Source organism: Ktedonobacterales bacterium, from assembly GCA_036557285.1.
Classification (GTDB): domain Bacteria; phylum Chloroflexota; class Ktedonobacteria; order Ktedonobacterales; family DATBGS01; genus DATBHW01.
In genome coordinates this window covers 14994-36384 of record DATBHW010000048.1, presented here as the reverse complement: position 1 = coordinate 36384, position 21391 = coordinate 14994, and the positions used below count along the sequence as shown (strand labels likewise).

Annotated in this window: 16 protein-coding genes; 9 read left to right on the top strand and 7 right to left on the bottom strand. The window is 61.3% G+C overall.

Going from position 1 to position 21391, the window contains the following annotated elements:
• Positions 1-216: 216 nt before the first annotated feature.
• Positions 217-1050: a Uma2 family endonuclease gene (locus tag VH599_14925; GenBank protein HEY7349606.1), complete on the bottom strand. Its 834-nt coding sequence runs from the start codon at positions 1048-1050 to the stop codon at positions 217-219.
• 243 nt (positions 1051-1293) lie between these two features.
• Here VH599_14925 and ilvA point away from each other — a divergent pair, with 243 nt between their 5' ends.
• Positions 1294-2715, top strand: a complete 1422-nt coding sequence (ilvA, locus tag VH599_14920; protein ID HEY7349605.1) for a threonine ammonia-lyase — start codon at positions 1294-1296, stop codon at positions 2713-2715.
• 111 nt (positions 2716-2826) lie between these two features.
• Entirely contained in the window at positions 2827-4203 is a 1377-nt protein-coding gene (locus VH599_14915) for an alpha/beta fold hydrolase (protein ID HEY7349604.1), read from the top strand.
• Positions 4204-4208: 5 nt separating this feature from the next.
• Here the strand turns inward: VH599_14915 and VH599_14910 are convergent, their stop codons facing one another.
• Entirely contained in the window at positions 4209-5753 is a 1545-nt protein-coding gene (locus VH599_14910) for a glycosyltransferase family 87 protein (GenBank protein ID HEY7349603.1), read from the bottom strand.
• Positions 5754-6145: 392 nt separating this feature from the next.
• Entirely contained in the window at positions 6146-6580 is a 435-nt protein-coding gene (locus VH599_14905) for a hypothetical protein (protein ID HEY7349602.1), read from the bottom strand.
• Between the two features lie 239 nt (positions 6581-6819).
• Between VH599_14905 and VH599_14900 the strand changes: the two genes are divergently transcribed.
• The gene (locus VH599_14900) at positions 6820-7584 is read left to right on the top strand and encodes a response regulator transcription factor (protein ID HEY7349601.1); all 765 of its coding nucleotides are present in this window, start codon (positions 6820-6822) and stop codon (positions 7582-7584) included.
• Here VH599_14900 and VH599_14895 read toward each other — a convergent pair.
• On the bottom strand, positions 7566-8954 hold the full coding sequence (locus tag VH599_14895; GenBank protein ID HEY7349600.1) for a HEAT repeat domain-containing protein: 1389 nt from the start codon (positions 8952-8954) through the stop codon (positions 7566-7568). The two genes, VH599_14900 and VH599_14895, sit on opposite strands and share 19 nt — an antisense overlap.
• A gap of 95 nt (positions 8955-9049) precedes the next feature.
• Positions 9050-9703, bottom strand: a complete 654-nt coding sequence (locus tag VH599_14890) for an HAD family hydrolase (GenBank protein ID HEY7349599.1) — start codon at positions 9701-9703, stop codon at positions 9050-9052.
• A gap of 179 nt (positions 9704-9882) precedes the next feature.
• Between VH599_14890 and VH599_14885 the strand changes: the two genes are divergently transcribed.
• Genes VH599_14885 through VH599_14875 form a run of 3 tightly spaced genes read left to right on the top strand, consistent with a single transcriptional unit; the run spans position 9883 to position 11777 of the window.
• Entirely contained in the window at positions 9883-10488 is a 606-nt protein-coding gene (locus tag VH599_14885) for a biotin/lipoyl-containing protein (protein ID HEY7349598.1), read from the top strand.
• Positions 10489-10531: 43 nt separating this feature from the next.
• Entirely contained in the window at positions 10532-10795 is a 264-nt protein-coding gene (locus tag VH599_14880; GenBank protein HEY7349597.1) for a hypothetical protein, read from the top strand.
• A complete protein-coding gene (locus tag VH599_14875) occupies positions 10773-11777 on the top strand; it encodes a D-glycerate dehydrogenase (GenBank protein ID HEY7349596.1) in 1005 nt (334 codons plus the stop codon). The genes VH599_14880 and VH599_14875 overlap by 23 nt, the downstream gene beginning before the upstream one ends.
• A gap of 37 nt (positions 11778-11814) precedes the next feature.
• On the opposite strand, the gene VH599_14870 is transcribed toward VH599_14875, so the two are convergent.
• Both VH599_14870 and VH599_14865 read right to left on the bottom strand, forming a co-directional pair.
• On the bottom strand, positions 11815-12276 hold the full coding sequence (locus tag VH599_14870; protein HEY7349595.1) for an NUDIX domain-containing protein: 462 nt from the start codon (positions 12274-12276) through the stop codon (positions 11815-11817).
• Positions 12277-12407: 131 nt separating this feature from the next.
• Complete coding sequence (locus VH599_14865; protein ID HEY7349594.1) at positions 12408-15941, bottom strand: transglycosylase domain-containing protein; 3534 nt, start codon at positions 15939-15941, stop codon at positions 12408-12410.
• Between the two features lie 489 nt (positions 15942-16430).
• Here VH599_14865 and gltX point away from each other — a divergent pair, with 489 nt between their 5' ends.
• The 3 genes from gltX (at position 16431) to otsB (ending at position 21329) form a co-directional block, all read left to right on the top strand.
• Positions 16431-17999 (top strand): glutamate--tRNA ligase, encoded by a 1569-nt coding sequence (gltX, locus tag VH599_14860; GenBank protein ID HEY7349593.1) that lies wholly within the window; start codon positions 16431-16433, stop codon positions 17997-17999.
• A 453-nt stretch (positions 18000-18452) separates the two neighbouring features.
• Positions 18453-20345 (top strand): MDR family MFS transporter, encoded by a 1893-nt coding sequence (locus VH599_14855; GenBank protein HEY7349592.1) that lies wholly within the window; start codon positions 18453-18455, stop codon positions 20343-20345.
• 69 nt (positions 20346-20414) lie between these two features.
• The gene (otsB, locus tag VH599_14850) at positions 20415-21329 is read left to right on the top strand and encodes a trehalose-phosphatase (GenBank protein ID HEY7349591.1); all 915 of its coding nucleotides are present in this window, start codon (positions 20415-20417) and stop codon (positions 21327-21329) included.
• The last annotated feature ends 62 nt before the right edge of the window (positions 21330-21391 follow it).

Here is a 21391-nt window from a genome sequence, read left to right as displayed (position 1 = left end):
CTGCCCCAACTCCAGCACGCTCAACCGATGGCGAGCGATCTTCTCTTCAGCAGTCATCGCAGCTTCTCTCCTTCTCTGCATCCTTCGCTCATTACAACGAGCGATCAGCATGGATGTCACTGGAGAAGCTTCGTAGTACATACAGGAGTTGCTCTCTTTAGCAAAGCTCAAGTAGCCAATGCTTAAATTTCTTAACTGCCTCACAGCCCCTCTCCTCTACGCGAACAGCTCCTTGAGAGGATAGGAAAAGCCGGGGACCACATCGCGGCCATTCAACGTACTCTCGAGCCGCAACGTTTGCACCGGATTTTCATGAACGGGGAGCCAGAGGTCTACCTCCCGCTCTTTGGGCCAGACCACCCATACCAGCCGTACCCCACCAGCCAGCCATTGCCTGGCTTTGGCAGCCATCTCAGGCTGATGCTGGGTAGGGGATGCCACTTCGGCGACCAGATCAGGCGCAAGGGGCCAGACGGCTCGATATGCCTCGCTCTGGCGGGGAGGAAGCCGCCTCGTTTGCACAAATGAGACATCTGGAGCCAGTTCTGTCTGCTGCGATTTGCCCGGTAAGGGGAGCAGAAAGCCGGTCCCAGCCGCCAGAACCCGGCCCAGTCGGTGGGCTTTGACATAGATGCGCAGCGCAGCGCCCAATTCTAGAGCTATATCACCATGTTCTCCCCCTGGTGGGGCCACGCGCACAAGCCTCCCGCTCACCAATTCATACTGCCAGCTATCATCTGGCAACAGCGCCAGGTCTTCAGCCGTCATGGGATACGGCACTTCTGGCACGATCTCAGCCCAGGGCGCCAGCGTCTCGGAAGCCACTGCATCCCTCGCTTTTTGCTCTCTGACCTCCCTCTTTGGGGGGAGCGGCGCATTGGCAAGCCATGCTTCGATGTCTGCGCGTTTAATCAGCTTGGCTCGTTTATTGCGGGGGTTCGGACGCCAGGAGAGTTCGCCGCTCTTCAGCATAGCAGTTAGCTTGCCTTCCGACACTTCCAGTAATGCCAGCGCCTCCCTGGCGGTTACATATTCTGGCGCTTCTTTCACGGCACTCCTCCTTTTGTCTAAGCCATCTGAGTATACCACTTCTTGCCTTACAATACCACTATTTCCCGCAGTTTACCTGTTATTGCTCTGGCGCCACCCGCGCGTTGGAGTTCTGTATGTTATGTCCCTGGCATGGCTCTACCAGACGCGCGGCGCAAATCGTGCAGATGTGTGTTAAGATGACAGCGTTGATGCTGACATCACCGCGCAACGGTGCGCACACGCCTTGAGGAGGTCGTTCGTATGACCACGGAAACCACCGCGCCCACTTCTCCGTCGCTGCCTCGCGCCACTGGCGCTGCCGATACCCCGGCTCCTCCTATCAGCCCGGAAGGTGTTGAAGCCCCCGAAGAGCCTGCGACCACCACTCCAGCCAGCGCCCGTCCCGCGCGCGGTGTCAATGGACGCGGGGCGAAAGTCTCCAAAGCGGACCGCCCTGGTGTGCTGCCCGTCAGCATCGCCGACATCTGGCGCGCCCAGGATGTCTTACGCAAAAGCATCGCCCACACCCCGATGGTCCATTCGCGCACCTTCAGCGCCATGACCGGCGCCAATGTCTATCTGAAAGCGGAGATGCTTCAGCGCGCCGGTTCGTTTAAGATTCGCGGAGCCACGTATAAAATGTCCCGGCTCAGCGAGGCGCAGCGCAAACACGGCGTCATCACCGCCTCCGCTGGCAATCACGCGCAGGGCGTGGCGATTGCCGCCAGAGACGCGGGCGTATCCTGCACGATTTTTATGCCGCGCTTTGCCCCGCTCGCCAAGGTCACGGCCACGCAGAGCTATGGCGCGCAGGTTGTGCTGCATGGCGACACCTACGACGACGCCTACGCCCGCTGTATGGAGGCGCAGCGCGAAACCGGCGCAACCTATATTCCCGCTTTTGATGATCCCGACGTGATCGCGGGCCAGGGGACATTGGGCCTGGAAATGCTCAACGAGCAGCCCGACGTGGATACACTCATCTTGCCTATTGGCGGCGGCGGCCTGATCGCTGGCATAGCCGTCGCGGCCAAATCGCTCAATCCCGACATTCGTATCATCGGCGTGCAAGCCAGCGGTTCCGGCTCGTGCCGCGCCTCGCTGGATGTCGGCGAGGTCGTCACGCTGCCAGCCATCAGCACCATTGCCGATGGCATCGCCGTCAAGCGCCCCGGCGAAATCACCTTCCCTATCATCAAAGAACTGGTGGATGATGTGCTGCTCATGAGCGATGAGCAGATCATCAACGCTGTGCTGCTCCTGCTGGAGCGTTGCAAGTTCCTGGTGGAAGGCGCGGGCGCGATTGGCGTCGCCGCCCTGCTCAGCGGCCTCATTAATGTCAAAGGGCATGCCGTAGTTTGCCTGCTCAGCGGCGGCAATATTGACATCAATCTGGTCAGCCGCTTCATCCAGCATGGCCTCTCGGCTGCCGGGCGTTTCCTTGCGATCCATACCTTGCTCGCTGACCGGCCCGGCGAACTGCTGCGGCTGCTTCAGGTCATTGCCGATGAGGGCGTCAACGTGCTGGATGTGAACCATCACCGACTGAGTGCGCATATCCCCATCCATCAGGTCGAAGTCATTCTGACGCTGGAAACCCGTGACCGCGCCCACTGCGATCAACTCTTGCACGTGCTGCAAGAACGCGGGTATCAGGTCGTTGAGTCGCAGGCATGTTTCTAGCCAGGCGGGCGCGTATGGTATAGGATTTGCGAGATCATCCCTGGCGCTTTCATCGCCTGGGCGCGGCGCTCAGTGAGAGAGCTACCCGGTATTTGGAAAGGAACGAAAAGCATGGGGGCCATACGATCAATCTCGCGGGGAGTGGCGCTGACTGGCGCGGTGGTTGCCGGGGGCGCGCTGGTAGTCACGGCCAGCAGCGTGCTTGCCACGCCTCAGCCGCTGGAGAGCGCCCTGGAAGGCGACAGCCGCATCTTCCGCTTCCGCGAAGGTGACGTGTTCTATAAAGTGCGCGGGCCTGCCGACGCGCAGCCCGTCCTGCTGCTGCACAGCGTCCACCTGAGCGGCTCCTCGTTCGAGTGGCGCAAGAACTTTAGCGCGCTCAGTCAGACGTTTCGCGTCTACGCGCCCGATCTGCTGGGCTTTGGCCTCTCGGACCGGCCCGCCATTGAATACAGCGCCGATCTCTACGTGCAGCTTATCACCGATTTTGCCCGCGAAGTCATCGCCCGGCCAGCTATCGTGGTTGCCCGCGACCACAGCGCCGCCTTCGCCGCGCGCGCCGCCAATCTCGACAGCCAGCTCTTCAATCGCCTGGTCTTTATCAGCCCCACCGGCATTATCCCGCCCTCTGCGGCCCAGAACCACGAATGGTCTGACAGATCAAGCGGGGCGCTGCGCAGCATCTTGCGGCGCATCAGCGAAACTACCGCCGGTCAGGTACCCTACGCATTTCTGACGACCAGGACAGCATTGTCCTGGCTCATTGCCCATCAGAGTTACGCCAATCCTGAGCATGTGACCCCGGAGGTAGTGCAGTATCTATTCGCCACCACGCACCAGTACGGCGCGCGCTTTGCGCCGCTGGCTTTTATGAGCGGCAAACTGGATAGAGACGTGGCAGGGGAGTTTGCCGCCCTTCGGCAGCCCATCTTGCTCGTCTGGGGTATTCAGGACGCCATTAACGACCCCACGCATGCCGAAGCCCTGACCACGCTCAACCCGCACACACGGCTGGAACTGATCACGCAGGCGGGCAATGCGGCCCAGGAAGAACAGGCCGACGAAGTGAATGAACTGCTGCGCGCCTGGTTCCTGGCGCCGCCAGAACTGGTGGACCCGGCAATGAAAGGGCAGGCAAGTCACTCTGCCCGGCCCACAGCGGCTCAGAGTACACCTGCGGCGGAGGCTGCGCCTGCGGCAGAGGCTGCGCCTGATACCTGGCTCATCCCGCCTGATCCGGTATCTTCTCCGGCAGCGTCAGCGCCAGCCGCGCCAGAGAAGACGCCGCAGGACGCAAAGGAAACTGCAAAATCTGCCAAAGAGGCGTCTCAGCAACCACCGGCCAGGCGCGCAACGCGGAGCCAGCCTAGAACCAGTCGGGCAGCGCGGCAAGCGCCACAGCATGAAGACGCCCGCCAGGCGCGGCCCGATTCGGATGAGCAGCCCCCCACGCCGCGATCTGCTGGCGGCCCCAGGAAGAAAAAATAGCGCCATTACTGGGGCGTCTTCACCAGCGGCTCGCGGTCCCCTTCCGAAACCTCCTGGTTCTCCGGCGTCACGGGTACGCGCTGAGCCAGCAGGTCGGGGCGCGCCAGGCCAACCAATTCCAGTTCCGCCGCTGCTGCCTCGTCAGACGAGGCAGCAGCGGCGCGCTGTCGCCCCCGAACCGCCAGTACAGCCGCAGCCACCAGGAATACGTTCCGCAGCGCAATGGTCGTCAGGAACCCTGGATTGGCGGGTACCATCAGAATGGGGTGGCGCGTCTGGTAAATAAAGGGAAAGATCAGGGTAGTCAGCGCGCAAATCGTCAGCCACAACAGATCAAACCCCTCGACATAAGCCACCAGCGGCAGAATCCACATAATGTACTGGGGACTCAGCAGCTTATTCGACGCCAGGACCACTGCAACGAGGGCCACAAACCCCTGGCCCAGCGACAGCTTCCCACGCGATACCCGCCAGCAAACCAGCAGCGTCCCGCCGATCAGGGCCAGCAACGAGATCAGTTTAATCGTGCTATCCAGCGGTCCCACCAGATTCAGCGAGTTAAACGACTGGTTTGGGCCTGCCGGAAAGCCCAGGAACGTCCCCAACCAGAGCAGCGTTGCGGGCGCGGATTCAATCTGGATCGGGCGGGACAGCGCATATTTGAACTCTGAAATCGTCCCAATGAAATTGATCACAGCGGGCATACTGAAGCCCAGCAGCGTCACCAGGACAAATGTACCCAGGCCGGGAAACATCGCTCTGCTGCCCTGCCAGAACTGGCGCGCGGAACCGCGCCAGGCGGCTCTGCCCGCCCTCACTCCCCGCCAGCATGCCGCCAGATACGAGCGCCAATCTCGCTGCCCTTCACCCAGGCGGGCCGGGCGCGCTGACATGGCTTCGCGCCATTGATACGCCATCAGTACCGGAACCAGAAATCCGGGGTACAGCTTCAGCAGGACGCCAATCGCCAGCAGCGCGTAGGCCCACCGATAGTGCTTGCGTTCGGCCAACACCAGCGCCCCAAGCGTTACCAACGCGGGCAGCAAATCAAAGCGCATCAGCAAGGTGCCCGTCGCTCCAACCAGGAGATAGGCGGCATACGTAATCGCTTTCTGACGCGAAAGGGTGCGCGCAAACCAGACATAGGAGAGGCAGACGATCAACCCCATCCACAGCGCAAAGACCCAATAGTAATGGATCGAAGACGGAGGAAAGAGCGTAAACGAAAACGGAAGCAGCGAAAGCGGCGGATACTCTTGTGGGAACGCATGAAAAGGAGGAGGAACATGCCAGAAAGCTACCGCATACGTATGATACTCTCGCGGATCACCGGCGGGTAATTTGTCGTAGACCCAGGAAACATAGAGGGTCAGGCCGAGCAGCCCTGCTAGACAGCAGGTATCAAAAAAAAGGAGCAGCCAACCCGGCTTAGCGATACTGATGACATCTGTCGTGTGTTCCCGCTCCGCAGGACGCTCTGTCAACCGATGGACGACCAGGCGCAAGCGATGAAGGCGCTTTACCTGCTCTCCCTGCACTAACAAGCCCAAGGTACTCTCCTCCGAATACAGCATACCCCGAAATAGAAAACGCCCCGGCAATAGGAAAAGCCCAGGGCGCGCCTTGCTCATCTATCCTGAAGAGTGCGACAGTGAACCCTTAGAACGGCTCTTGCCTCGTCCCCTCTCTGCTCAGCTTCCACTCATGCGACCCTCTGGTCGATCTCCGTTAATAGGACGGACGAGTTCGCCTATTTGTCACGCCTTTACCTTCCCTGGCTAGCCCAATAGGACAAAAGGGGGGCTACCGTCAAGGGCAAAAGCTCTCTTCAACGCTTTCTCAGGAAGCGCCCGTTTATGCCTGGAAGATTGCACCTACTATGCCAAGAAAAACGCCCACAGAACACGTTGGCGTCCTGTGGGGGATAGAGGAGGAGGCGTCGCTAGAAGCCTGGCTTTGCCCTGGGGTACGTGGGCCTTTCCACTGTCTCCCCTTCAGAGGCGTCAGGATCAGGGGTCTCTGGCGGGTCCACAGCATCCAGCCGCAGGACATCGGTAGGGGCCAGCCCATTTTTGAGGAGCATCAGCAACCCTAACAACATCAGCAGCCCAAAGATAGCTGCGGCCAACAAGCCGCGCGCCGTATGCCCACCCGGCAATAACGAAAGGATCACTCCCAGGCCAGCAGCGCCGCCCAGCACAATCAGTCCGCCCCACAACAGATCATCGCGCAAAGTGGGAAGGGCTGCCTGCGTCGCCTCATCGCCAGTATGCGCGATGCGCCGCCGCCGGTACGCGTTGAGAACCACCAGGCCCAGGGTGAGGAGCGTCGCGCCCACCCACCAGACTACCCACCAGACTGTGAGGTATTGCCCCATAAGGTTTACCCCCTACTCGTTTCGAGATGCCTGGCTTGAGTATACCCTGCCAGCCATCTGCGCACAAGGCTCTCAAAGACCTTTCAGGCCGAAAAAAGTGAGACAGGAGACAATCAATCCGTAAAACAGGCCACAGCGCACGTTCTCTTCTTGGGGTAGGCTTCAGACGCCCGGCGAAAGAGGGCGTCCGCGACAATCACATACAAACGAAAAAGAAACGAAGAAATAAGGATGGCCCCATGAATATCCTCATTGCAGACCCGGATGACGAATTTGTCACCATCCTCTCTTACTGGTTACGCAGCCACGGCCATGACCCGCTGATTGCCCAAAACGCCAGCGAAACGCTCAAGCTCTGGCGCGAACGATCCCCGGAACTTGCGCTGGTTGATCTGGCCCTCCCAGGAGCCACCGGCCCTGAGTTCTGCAAGCGATTACGGCTGGAGGGGCGGGGCCTGATTCTTGTGCTGACCGACCCGCGCCAGGAAGAAGAAGAGGTGCGCGCGCTGGAGCAGGGCGCAGATGATTATTTACGCAAGCCAATCTCCATGCGCCAGTTACAGGCGCGTATCAATGCCCTGGGGCGGCGCGCTCAAACCCTCTCTGCCGCCAGAAGCGACGGCCAGTTTAAGATTGGCCCCAGTAGTGTCAATATGGCGCGCCACGAAGTTCTCCGCAATGGACATCACTATCGCCTCACCCCCACTGAAGGACGCCTGCTGCATTTGCTGGTGGCGAACGCGGGCCAGGTGATCCCTGCCAGCACCATCTTGCAGCACATCTGGGGCTTTGAGGGCCACGAACCGAACCTCATCAAAACACATATCCATCACCTGCGCCAGAAGATTGAGCCAGACCCGGAGCGGCCTCGCTTCCTGCTCACGCTCCCCACGGTTGGCTATATCTTGCATCTTCAGGAGCAAGCGCAGCCAGAAAACCTGCCTCCTGGCGCCGGGGCCAGTGTAGACAGCAGCGCCACCTTTTTTCACTCGCGCAGTGCTTGATGGGCATGCCTGGCAGATTCCTCCAGAATTACCAGCGCCTCTTTGCGCGCCTGGCGCGCGACACGCAGCGCCAGGCGCAAGCGCCAGCGGGCGCGCCCCTGCCTGGCCTCGGCCAGTTGGGCAACAACACGGGCGGCGGCGTGGCGCACTGCCCGGTCGGGATCACGCCAGAGAATGGGGGCGAGTAGGCGATACGCGCGCCCAAAACCCAGGCGGCCCAGCGCCTCGATAGCCGCTATGCGCAGCGCCGGGTCCGGCGCGCCAAGCAATCCCTGGAAGATCGGCAGGGCATGGGGAAGATGCAGATTCCCCAGCGCCCGCGCCGCAGCAGCGCGCACTTCAACCACCTCCTGCTCATCAGCCAAGGCGTCCAGCAGCAGATCGGCGGTAATCGGATCGCCCAGTTCGCCCAGGGACTCGGCAACCTGCTGTCGCACAGCCGCGCTTGCATCGCCAAGCGCCCGCGCCAGCGGCTTCAGCGCGAGCGGCGAGCGCAGCATCCCCAGCGCCAGCGCCGCAGCGGCGCGGCAGTGCTCATCAGGGTCTTTCAGGCATGCGCTCAATGACGCTGCCACGCGCGCGTCGCCAATCCAGCCAAGCGCCGTGGATGCATGGGCGCGAACCGCTGCCGAATCATCTTTGAGCGCCTCGATCAGCGGCTCAACCGCTCCGGCCAGGGTAGAGTACCATGTCTGCCGACCACTCCCGAAGAGCAGCGCCGGAGGGGGATCAGCCAGGCACAGGTCAATACAGGCATCGGCAGCCGCCGCGCGTACCTCTGGCGCGGGGTCGCGCAGCGCCTCTACCAAGGCCTCGACTACTGTTTCCATAGGCAGCGCACCCAGCCGTTTTGCCTTCGCCTGCCAGTCGGCACTGATCTGGCCGGTAAGCGTCTGCTCATAGAGGGTGGCAGCAGCTTCCGCCTTCAACTCCCCCAGCGCCGTCGCCGCAGCCGCACGCGCCCGCTCGCGGCCTTCGCCTCGATCACCCAGAGCCGCCAGCAGCGCGGGTGCGGCTCGAAAATCGCCCATTCGCCCCAACGCCAGCGTCGCCATGACGGCGCGCCCCAGGGTCAGGTCATTGAGAATATCAGGGCGCAGGGTGCGCACCAGCGGCTCCAGCGCCGCCGGGCCAAGCGCGGCAAGCTGTTGGACCACGCGCTGGCGGGCGGCTACAACCTCTGGATTGTCAGACCCAGCAGGCCCGGTTGGCAGCGCACCGCCGCCTTCCTCCTGAAAACGACGGAGGCGCAGTTCCCACTCCGCGAGCAGCCGCGTGATCGCTCTATCCGCTGCTTCTGGTGTCGCAGCAGGCACAACGGCGCGCGCTGGCGAACTTCCCTGCCGTTCATGGCGTCGTAAGAATGGCACGCACTACCTGTTTCTGAAACTAGCACAAACATCTTCCAAAAGCGCCTTCGGCAAAGAGCATTCGCCGAACTCTGCTGTATTATAGCGCATCGTCTTCAGGGAAAAGAGGCTAATAGCCCTTGCAGGGCCGGAACCAGCCCCTTCCCTGGCTCGATAGCTTGATACTCAATGCCAAACTGCCGGATGATGGAGCCGTAATCCTCGTCGCCGTCATCCAGCAGCAGGCTCTCGCCCCAACCAAGGTGGTGAGCGCACAGGTAATCGGCAAAGAAGCGGCTCTGCCCACGCTGATCTGCATCTATCTTGAGCGCCTGTTGCTCGAAGGAACACAGAATATCATCAAACAAGGCGCGCAGCCGCAAGCTGGGAACGGTCCAGCGGTGAAACGTATCCATATTGTCGGTGGCGATGACTACCTGAAGGCCCTTTGCTTGCAGACCCGCAACGTAGCGAGGGATGGCTTCGGAAACCAGGCGCATCTGCTGGCAACTGCTTTGCAGCGCGCGCAGCGCAAAAGTGGAGTCAAAAGCGGTACCGCGACATACCTCTGCAAGCACTTCCTCGCTGGTGAACTCCCCGCGCATCCAGGGCAGAACCCATGTTTTCACCCCGGCAGGCGCAAAGAGCGTTGATTGCATGAAGGCAAAAAGCGGGTGCTGTGGGTGGGTGGGATCGCTAAACTGCTCCCAGAACAGAGCATTCGAGAGCGTCAGATGCCAATCCACAAAGAGGCATTTGTATGGCTTCATGCAGCTTGTTCTTTCTCTTCTGGCGTGCTTTGCTGTGCCTTACAAATATAACCCGGGCAGCTACCGATGAGCAAGACCAGACACGCGGGCGCTTGACCGCGCCGCGCTCCCTCTCGTATACTCACTCTACCGGGAAGAATGAGAACCTCTCTCCGAGAGGACAGGAGTAATCAAAGATCATGCGCTATATCGCGTCTTCAGGCGACCAGCGCTTCAGCATCAGCGTTGGTGAGAACGGTCAGCAGCGCCGCCTTACTCTGGATGGCGCGGCCTATGCCGCCGACTGGCTGCGTATTGGCAGCGCCGAAGCCGTTCCAGGCGCGGGACGCTACAGCCTGCTGATCAACAACCGCTCCTATGAGGTCGTCGTGCGCCGCCTGGAGGCCGACGACGAGGGCGGCCAACGCTACGAAGTCTTGATCGAGGGCCAGCCCTATGAAGTGCGGCTGGAGGACGAGCGCGCTCGCGCTCTGGCAAGCCTGGCGGGTGGTGGACACGAAGGCGGCGACGCCAGCGTCAAAGCGCCGATGCCCGGCCTGGTTGTCAATATCCCGGTGGCCGTTGGCGACACGGTGGAGCGCGGCCAGACGGTGGCCGTGTTGGAAGCGATGAAGATGGAAAACGATCTGGGCGCGCCGCGCAGCGGGGTCGTCAAAGAGATCAGAGTCACCACAGGCCAGGCGGTGAATCAGGGCCAGCCGCTGGTAATCGTCGGTGATACAGGAGTCGGCGCGGGCCAGCCATCAGCAGAAAACGGCGAGAACGGCGAGATCACAGGCGGCTAACCGCCGAATGGAAAGGTATACTGAATACGGGGAGGTAAACCAGATGGCAAACCACACAGCAATTCTGGAGGGCATCATTTGCCCACGCTGTGGCCGTGAGGATACATATATCCTGCGCGAGCGCGAGCAGGTGGTGAGTGTAGGCGATGATACCGTCAAGGTACCGCTTACCGTCGGCGAGTGTTCCTATTGTGGCGAGTGGCTGCTGGACGATGAGGCCGCGCAGCGTGTGTATGATGCCGCCGAAAAACTCCGTCAAGGAGCCGTAGGATTGACACCTGCTGGTGTATCCTATCGCTACCCATAAAATGTCCTCACGCATTCTGATCACTCAGCAGATTCCCGATGAAGGGCTGGCCTTGTTGCGCGCCGCCGGGGACGTTTCGCTGGAGAGCAATCCGACCCCTGGCGCGATCTGGACAGCGGAGGAATTGCGCGCCCGTTTGCCCGGCCATGACTATCTGCTTTGCCTGTTGACCGACCAGATTGATGCCGCGCTGCTCGAAGCTGGCGCGCGGGGGACGCCCCCGCTGCGGCTGGTGGCGAATATGGCCGTTGGCTACAACAACATCGCTCTGGAGGCGGCGCGCCGCCTGGGCATTCTTGTGACCAACACGCCCGGCGTCTTGACCGATGCCACCGCCGACTTCACCTTTGCCCTGCTGCTGGCGGTGGCCCGGCGCATTCCCGAAGCGGAGCGATTTACGCGCGCGGGCCGCTTCACCGGCTGGCAACCCTTGCTGTTCCTGGGCGCGGAACTCACCGGCAAGACGCTGGGCATTGTAGGCATGGGGCGCATTGGCTGCGCCGTTGCCCGTCGGGCGCTCGGCTTTGGCATGTCTACCCTCTACACCGCCCACCATCCGCTCCCCAGCGAAGAAGAGCGCGCCCTGAACGCCAGCTTTGCGTCGCTCGAAGCAGTGCTGCGCCGCGCCGATTTCGTCTCGCTGCACGTACCCTATACGCCGCAGACGCATCACTTGCTGAACGCCGAAATGCTCGGCCTCCTCAAGCCAGACGCCTACCTGATCAACACGGCGCGCGGTCCCATTGTGGACGAAGCGGCGCTGGTCTCCGCGCTCCAGGCGGGCCAATTGCGCGGCGCGGCGCTCGATGTCTTTGAGGACGAGCCGCGCATTCATCCAGCCCTGCTCCAGATGGAACAGGTGGTGCTGGCCCCGCATATCGGCAGCGCCACCTACGAAACCCGCGCGCTGATGGCAACCACTGCCGCAGCGAATATCCTGGCGCACCTGCGCGGCGAAACACCGCCCAATCCAGTTGCTTAGGCTGGCAGCCGTGCCAGGTAGATTCTTCGTAGGTTCTTCACCCAAAACGCAGGGGCGACTGCACAATGACTTCCAGGGGGAACGCCTTGCCTGCCAGCCAGTCTTCCAGGCGGCGCAACGTGCGCGCGTGGCGCAGTTGCTCGCGGGGGAAGGCCATGAGTTCCGCGCGGCTGAACCAGCGCGTCCCCAGCACATCATCGGCCAGGGGATGGCGCGGCTCCCCCAGGGGCCGGGCGCGAAAGCAAATGTTGATCTCGACATCACCCGCCGCCACGTCGTAGTAAATTGCCTGGAGGCCGATCAGGTCCACATCGTAGCCCGTCTCTTCGCGCGCCTCGCGCAGCGCGCATTGCTCGAAGGTTTCGTCTGGCTCTACATGCCCTGCTGGTTGATTCCACAATTGATATATATCGGGATCGGCTTCTTGCACCAGCAGCAGCTTCCCGTCCTGCTCGATGACCAGGCTGCACGTCGCCTTTTTGAGGACCACATCAGGCATAGATCGCTCTCTTTCTTTGCAGTGAAGGATCGCTGCGACTTCATAATAATCGAATGCTATAAACGGATGCCGCCGGGTACCTCCTCGGCGGCAGCGCGTTGGCTTCATCTGGATCGCGGCTATCTTCAGGTCTACAGCGTCTGACGCTGCACATTGATGTCCTGGATGGACGGCCACTGCTGGGGCGGCCTGTTCGGCATGGGCGCAGGCTGCGGCGCAGCGGGGCTGACCGGCCCATAGAACGGCGCGACAGGCGTCGTAGCCGGGACTGGCGGAGGTGGACAAGGTGGCGTGGTGCATGGGCCACCGCCACCACCACCCCCTCCACCGCCTCCACCACCGCCACCTCCTGGTGGGCCAGGAGGCTCCTTTGGCGCGGGACAGTTGACTTTCCAGTTATTTCCATCAGGCGCCCCATGTCTGGCAACTTGCAAGCAGGAGGCTGGAATCGCCTGACCAGCATTGCCCACAGCGCCATTGGGAACCGTGCCGGTAATGAACCAGTCCGTGGAACACCTGCCGTTTCCACAATAGTGATCTTTCTCCACACCAGGCGGCACCGGGAAGTTCACAAAAGGCCGCCCGGCTTCCGCAGCCAGCATTGCCGCGTTCCAGACGGGCGCAGCGCCAACAATACCATTGGACTCATTCGTCGAGTGGTCATCAGTATTGCCCATCCAGACGCCCATAGTATAGTCCATCGTGTAGCCCATCGTCAGATCATCCTTGAAGTCTTCCGTCGTGCCTGTCTTGGCAGCGGCTGGCCTGGCAGGCTTGCCCGCAAAGCAATCGGAACGGGTTTCGAGATAGAGCGGGCTGCATGGCCCAAACTCATCCGAGCGTGCCCCGTTATCAGTCAGAACGCTGGTGAGGAGGAACGAGACCTGCGGGCTGATGACCTGCTCTCCGTGGGGCGTATACTGATAAACGGTCTTGCCGCTTTGATCGGTGATACGCCAGATGCCAAACGGCGGGTTGCGCACCCCATAATTGGCGAAGGTGCTGTAGGCCGATGTCAGATCAATCAGGTGAATATCCAGGCTGCCCAGGGTCATTGACAGGCCCGGCGTACCCTGGTAGTCCATAATACCCAGGCGCTGGGCCATATTCAAGGTATCAGCAACGCCAGCAAACTCCAACGCCTTCACCGCAGGCACGTTCAGCGAATTTTGCAACGCCGTGCGAACAGTCTGCTGCCCGGTAAATTCGCGGGTATAATCCAGGGGCTTATAGCCAAAGGACGTGTCATAAGGAAAGGCGGTGGGGCCATCGAAAATAGGCATGGCCGGGAACCAGCCCTTCTCAAAAGCAGTCACATAGGTAATCGGCTTGAACGACGACCCCACCTGGCGGTGTCCCAGGGTAGCCACGTTGAATTTGCCGTTAATTCTGGAATTGTAGTAATCCGCGCTGCCCAGCATCACCAGCACCGCGCCCGTATGCTGGTCGAGAATCACCGCAGCCCCATTATCCACATCCTGCCTGGTGGCGAGAAGATCCTTAATATGCTGCTGGATGACCTTTTGCACCTTGTTTTGCAGGCTCAGGTTCAGCGTCGTATAGATGCGCAGGCCGGTGAGCGAGAGCGAAATCTTACCAGCATCAATCATGTTCGCCAACTGGTCCTCAATCCAGTAGACGAAATGCGGCGCAAGATTAGCCCCCTGCGGCGGCGACTTAAGGAAGTCAGGGCGAGCAGCCTCGGTTTCCGCCTGCACCATTTCGCCTGTGCTGATATAGCCCTGGTCAACCATCGCTTGCAAGACGACTTTCTGGCGGTCCAGCGCCTTCTTGGGCGCGATAAACGGGTCGAATTGATTCGGGTTCTTGGGCAGACCTGCCAGCATGGATGCCTGCGCCAGATCAAGCTGCGACGCCCCGGTGACATTGCCCTTATCCGCGAGATCAAAATACTCCAGCGCGGCGGCATCAATGCCATAGGCGTTCTCGCCATAGCCGATGGAGTTCAGGTACATCTCCAGAATCTGCGCCTTGGAATATTGCTGGGTAATGCCAACGGCCAGAATGGCCTCTCTGAGCTTGCGCTCAAAGGTATCATCCCCACCCGTCACCGTGTTCTTAATCAACTGCTGGGTAATAGAACTGCCGCCCTGATTGATGCTACCGCTGTTCAAGTCTGCCGTCGCGGCGCGGATAATGGCGCTGAAATCAATCCCATCGTTGATCCAGAAGTCTTTATCCTCAGTGGCAATCGTCGCGTTAATGACGCTGATTGACATCTGCGACAGGGGAATATAATGCTTCACGCCATCTGCCGTGATTTTATAGAGCAGCTTGCCGGTAGAATCAAGGATTTCGGCGTTATCGCGCGAGGTCACATTGGGCAAAGCCGCCAGAAGCGCCGACTGGCTTGCATAATAACTATAGGCATTGTTGAGGGTATAGCCAACCACAACCAGAATCACCAGCCCCACCAGCGCGACCACGCTCGTCATCGCCCGCCGCAGCAATGTATTATGCTGTTCCTGACGCCTGCGCTGATAGCCCATGACATAAAGAGTATAGCGGCGGCGGCGGCGCCAGCGGCGATTCGCTTCGCTGCGCGCCCGCAGCGAGCGTTCGCGCCGGGCTTCTTCGCTGATCAAGCCCTTCCGGCTGATGCCGATGGATGCCAATGGCTCTGTTCGCGGGCGCAGAGCCGTCATTGAGGCAAGTTCGGCCAGAGAACCGTCCCGGTCCCCCTCTTCGGTAATCTCGCCATCCGCTGCCCTGGCAGCGCGCGCCTCATCGGTTTCCAGCAAGCGGCTGGTTCGAGCAGGAGCCAGCACCACCGTCAATTTAGCGGTCACGCGCGATTTTCCGTTGCTGGCTCCTGGGGCCGCGCCAGAGCCATCTGGTTCCGCCCTGCGCCCGGATGCTGGCTCATCCCCCGCGCTGACAGGGGGCGCGTCTTGCGGCAGCGTGCCACTCTTCGGCTGGTCGGTGTGTCCATCTTCAAGCGCCACTGTGGTATGGGCCGCAGGAGCAGCCGCCTCTGCCGCTGGCTCGATCTCCGGCGCATCTTCAGGCTGAGGAGCGGCCAGCGAAGCGGCCCTCTCTTCTTCAGGCGCTGACGCGGCCAGCGAAGCGGCCCCCTCTTCTTCAGGCGCAGCCATCGCGTCTTCAGGCTGGGATGCGGCCAACGAAGGAGCTACCTCATCTCCAGGCGGGGACGCGGCCAGCGAAGCGGCCATCTCACCTGCCAGCGACGGCTGCGCCGCTGGAGCCTGGCCGTCTTGAGCCTCTGGCTCTGCCACGTCCGTAGCGGTCTGATCGGCGTCCATCCCCAGCACCCGCGCTGCGCGGGCGCGACGACGCTCTCGGAATCGCTGATGAAAGTCTGAAGGTTCAGCGCGCTGATGCCCATTCGTCTCCTTAGCAGCGGGCAGTGTCTCAGGCGCGCTGGTGGACACCGGCTCGGAGGAGGCGCTCTTGCGCGCCGCCAGGACTTGCCTGGCGCGGCCTATTGATTCCTTGAGCGGCGTGGTAGGCGCTTCATCATCAGCCATCTTCGCGCTGCGCTGATCTTCTTCTAATACCTGGGGCGTGGCCTCAGCTTGATCGAGAGGGGCGGCGCCGTCGCCCTGCGCGGCATCAGGGGCAGGCCGCTGAGGCTCCTCCTCTGGCTCCGGGGGGATATGGGGCGTATCAGGCTTTTTCTGCACGAGACTTCCAGCCTTCCGTCATATAGGGGCGCGCGGGACACCCCTCTATACCATTTTCCTGCGTATCAGATTGCTCTCTACTTCATTATGTTGTATACGGGTGAGCTACCCAAAAAAGAGACACCCAACAGAGAGAGTCGTAGAAAACCGGAACATAAACTGAGCTATCGCATGATGTATGCCAATCAACCGCCATTGAATTGGCAAGCGTGCTTGCCTGGGTGGATCGGGTCCGGCCTGCACAGCCGTCTTCAGACCCTGGTTTCAACCGCCAGCCTCCTTGACAGCGGACCAGACCATCGGCTATGCTAAAAGATAACGTGTCTGCGTGGGATACGATGGCGCACGCGCTGCCCATAGCCTTGCAAGCGCCTCTACCATATACAACGCATAAAACCGCTGTATCATGACATAAAAAACTGTGAACTAGCTCACAGTTCACAAAAAAAGTGTGAAGAAGTTCACAGTGAGTATCATAAGGAGCAGCCTATGCCTCAGACCGAGGTTTCCGGCGCGACCAATGAGCGCGCCGACGAAGAGCGCGCAAAACCTGTGCGGGTGCGCTTCGCTCCCAGCCCCACCGGCATTCAGCACATCGGCGGCTATCGCACCGCCATCTTTATCTGGCTTTTCGCGCGGCGCTATGGCGGCCAGTTCCTGCTGCGCATCGAAGATACCGACACCGAGCGTTCGGTGCCTGAAGCGGTAGACGCCCTGCTGGACGGTCTGCGCTGGCTGGACGTGATGCCCGACGAAGGGCCGATTGTCGGCGGTCCCTATGGTCCGTATTATCAGACGCAGCGCGCCGCCATCTATCAATACCACGCCGATGAACTCATCAAGCGCGGCGGCGCGTATCGCTGCTATTGCACCGCAGAGCGCCTGGCCGAGATGCGCAAGGAGCAGGAGGCGCGCGGCGTCAAATCGGTGCGCTATGACAGACGCTGCCGCTATCTCACGCCAGAGGAGCGGAACGAGAATGAAGCCGCAGGCAAGCCGTTTGTGGTCAGGCTGGCTGTCCCGTTGGAGGGGCAAACCGTCGTCAAAGACTTGCTGCGCGGCGATGTGGTCTTCGAGAACAACCAGCTTCAGGATGCCGTTTTGCTCAAATCCAACGGCCTGCCCACCTATCATCTAGGCAACGTCGTGGACGACCACTTGATGCGCATCTCGCATGTCACGCGCGGCGCGGCGGAATGGCTGCCCAGCGCGCCGCTGCATGTGCTGACCTATCAATTCTTTGGCTGGGAGCAGCCTATCTGGGTCCATCTGCCCGTTGTCCTGGGCAAAGACCGCAAGAAGCTGAGCAAACGACACGGCGCGGAGCCGCTAAGCTCCTATCAAGAGCAGGGCTATCTGCCGGAGGCGATCATCAACTATCTGGCGATGCTTGGCTGGTCGTATGATGATAAGACCGACATTCTCAGCCGCGAGCAGTTGATGGCCTCGTTCTCGCTGGACCGCCTGGGCCTTGCCGACGCCATGTTCGACCCGGAGCGCCTGCTCTGGATGAACGGCGTCTATATCCGCATGCTCAGCCCGGAGGAACTGGCCGAGCGCACCCTGCCCTATCTGGAGCGCCCGGAAGGCGCGGGCGGTCTGCCCCACAGCATCAAGCGCCCGCTGGACAAAGCCTATGTTACCCGCGTGCTGAAGCTGGAGCAGGAACGCATGAAGACACTGGGCGAGGCCGCCCAGATGGTGCCGTTCTTCTTCACCGACGACCTGCGCTATCAGGCCGACGCGCTGATCGGCAAGGGCATGGACCGCGAGCAGACCGTCACGGCTTTGCAGCGCGCGCTGGCCCTGTTGGAGCGTCTGCCGACGTGGGAAGCCGCCGCGATGGAGGAGCCGTTGCGCGCCCTGGCCGCCGAACTGGACCTGAAGCCAGGACAGCTTTTCATGAGCGCGCGCGTGGCTCTTTCTGGCCGCACCGTCTCGCCGCCGCTCTTCGAGACAATGGAGGTGTTGGGCCGCGAGCGCAGCCTGGCGCGCATCCGCCAGGCGCTGGCGAAACTGGCTGGCGTCCCAGGATCAGGTGCGCCCATATCTTCTTGACGCCATGCGCTAGCCAGTCGAGAGCGTGGCTACGCGTCCGATGACGAAACGCTCCACACTCCACCCAAAGAGGCCCGCTTCCCCACTATCGGGGCGCCACTTGTAGCGCCGCCATCTTGGCGGCTGGACGCTGGCCTGCTGGTCCGCTGGCCTGGGGGCGAACACTCGCCCTGGCGAATCGTTGGCCGCCTGGAAGGCGGCGCTACAAGTGACACGAGTCCCAGGGCTATGTACAAGTCCGCTGGCGGCTGAAGGCCGCGCACCCGTGCCTGCGCGGCCTGAGACGAAGAGGCTGCCAGGGGTGGGGGAGCGGTGGCTGCCTTCGAGCAGGCACTGGGGTAAGTTCTGTATTACTCGCTACACTTCCCTTTTGATACCCTTGACATTTTGTTCCTGCTCATGGTAAATTAGTTAAGTATCTAAAATATTAACGGCCTGAAGGGAGCAGTCAGCATGGCTTCTGAGGAATCGATGACGGTGAAAGAGCAATCAGGAGAGATGAACCGGCGCAATGGCTCGAATGGTCGCTCCCAAGCCACCATCGGCATGCCCATCCGAGGTAAACAGCTTGCCGCTACAGTGAGCGGCCTCTTGTTGGGCATGTTGCTTGCCGCGCTGGACCAGACGATTGTCAGTACGGCAATGCCCAAAATCTTTGGCGAATTAGGCGGCGAGCAGCAGAACTATTCCTGGGTCTTCACCGCCTATTTATTGACTTCAACCGTTACCGTCCCAATCTATGGCAAGCTTTCGGACATCTGGGGCCGCAAATGGTTTTTTATGGGCGGCATCGTGGTCTTCTTGTTCGGGTCGGCCCTTTCCGGCGCATCCCAGAGCGTCACGGAGTTGATCATCTTCCGCGCCTTGCAAGGCATCGGCGCTGGCGCGATGATGCCAATTGCCTTTGCCATCATTGGCGACATCTTCCCCCCAGCAGAGCGCGGCAAGTGGCAGGGCCTCTTTAGCGGCGTTTTTGGCGTGGCAAGTATCGTCGGCCCGGCGCTGGGCGGCTACATTACCGATAACTTCTCCTGGCGCTGGATTTTCTATATCAACCTGCCCCTGGGCATTGCCGCCTTGCTCGTGTTGTTCTTCACATTGCCGGTCTTCAACAACCCGCAGGCGTCGCGCAAGATTGACTATGTTGGCACAGCCCTGCTGGTAGTCAGCATCACGCCGCTGCTGCTGGGCTTCTCGCTGGCTGGCACTGGCCCTGGACAGTACGCCTGGGATTCAGCGCAGATCATCACTTCATTCTTCGTAGCAGGCGCGGGCGCGCTGGCCTTCATCCTGTGGGAACTCTTCGGCGCGCAAGAGCCGGTGCTGGACCTGCGGCTCTTTAAGAATCGCATCTTCACCGTCTCGATTGTGACAACGGTGATGATCGGCGCGGCCATGTTCGGCACCATCCTCTACATCCCACTCTTCTTGCAGAATGTCACCGGCGTCAGCGCCACAAGCTCTGGCTCGCTGCTGACCCCGCTGATGGGCGGCTGGGTCATTGCCAGCATCATCTCCGGGCAACTGCTCTCGCGCTGGGGGCGCTACCGCATCCTGGCGCTGGTGGGCATGGCAATCGCCTGTGTCGGCATGTATCTGATGTCGCGCATCGAGGTCAGCACCACCCAGGGCGAAGTCGTGATCAACATGATCATCCTGGGCATTGGCATGGGGACGGGCATCGCGCTCTTCACCATCGTCGTACAGAACGCCTTCCCCATTCAGAAGATTGGTGTCGTCACCGCCGCGCTGACCTTCTTCCGCCAGATCGCTCAGACCGTTGGCACAGCCGTCTTTGGCGCGTTGCTGACCAACCAGTTCAACAGCGCCTTCCCAGGGCAATTGCAGGCGGCTTTCCCGAAGGGGACGACTCAGAACACGCTGGCCCAGTTTCAACAGAACTTCGCCAACTATAATCTGCTGCAAGTGCCGCCCCAGCAGATTCAACACGGTATTGCCCAGGCGTTGACACAGCAAGGCATCCCATCGGCGACGGCGCAGGGGTTGGCCGCGCAGTGGCAGCCGTCGCTCTTTACCGCGCTGAAGTTCTCGCTGACGACGGGCCTGCAAATCGTCTTTCTGATCGCGTTCGCGCTGATTTGCGCGGCGTTCATCGCCTGTATCTTCCTCAAAGAGATTCCGCTGCGCAAGAGCGGAGGGTCTGCTGGCATGGCAAGCATGGCCGAAGGCGGGCATGCTGTCGGCGAGACGCCCTCTGCCATCGAACTCACCGAGCGTGAACTGGCGGGCATCGTTCCTATTGCCCCGGACGGTAACGGCCTGGAGGAAGCTGAAGAAGAACGAGGCGCCGGAGAAAAAGTGGGGCCGCCGCTGGGAGACGATTAACCACGAGGCGGGCTGAAACCCCTTATCCTGGCTCCCTGTCATGGCATAGTTCTTGATAACGGCGTCCCTATGACACGAAATGGAGAGAGACAACAGAGTGAAGGGCGAGACGGTTTCCCCTCCGTCTCGCCCTTCCTGGCTGCTGGCAGCGATCCCCCAGCCCTGCCCCCTGGCCTGACCCCGACGCAGGCGGCGGCGCTGCGCCAGGCGCTGGCCCGGCGGCCACGCGGCCTGCTGCTGGACATAGACGGCACACTCAGCCCCATTGCCCCCACGCCAGAGGCGGCGCGCCTGCTGCCAGGAATGACCGCATTGCTGGAACAGGCGGCAGACCGCTTCGAGGTTGTCGCCGCCATCTCTGGCCGCGCCGCTGCCGACGCCCGGCGCATGGTTGGCGTTGATCGCCTGCTCTACATTGGCAATCATGGCCTGGAACGCTGGCTGCCAGGTGACCCTGCGCCGCAGATAGTCCCCGAAGCCAGCGCCTATCTGCCTGCCGTCGCCCAGGCGCTCGATCTCGCTGAGCGCGATCTTTCCCCACGCCTGAGCGGGCTGCGCGTGGAGCGCAAAGGCGCGAGCGGCTCCATTCACACCCGCCGCTGCGCGGACCCCCAGCAGGCGCTGGCAATCGTCGGGGAGACGCTGCGCCCGCTGGTAGAGCGGCTGGGCTTGCGGCTCACTGTGGGCAAGCTGGTAGCCGAGGTTCGCCCGCCGCTGGCGCTGGATAAAGGCACAGCGGTGGAGTCGCTGGCCCAGGAACGCCGCCTGCGCAGCGCCGTTTACCTGGGCGACGACACCACCGACATAGACGCTTTTCGTGCGCTGCGCCGTCTGCGCCAGGCTGGCGCGTGTGAAGGGCTGGCCGTCGCCGTCTTGCACGAAGAAGCGCCGCCCGCGCTGGCCGCCGAAGCCGACCTGGCCCTCCCCTCCATCGAGGCGGTACCCGCCTTCCTGGCCTGGGTCATCACAGCAGCCAGCGCATAAGCGAGTCTTCAGCCGGAGTTGGCAAAACTGCGCGCCCGGCAGTGACCTACCGGGCGCGCAAG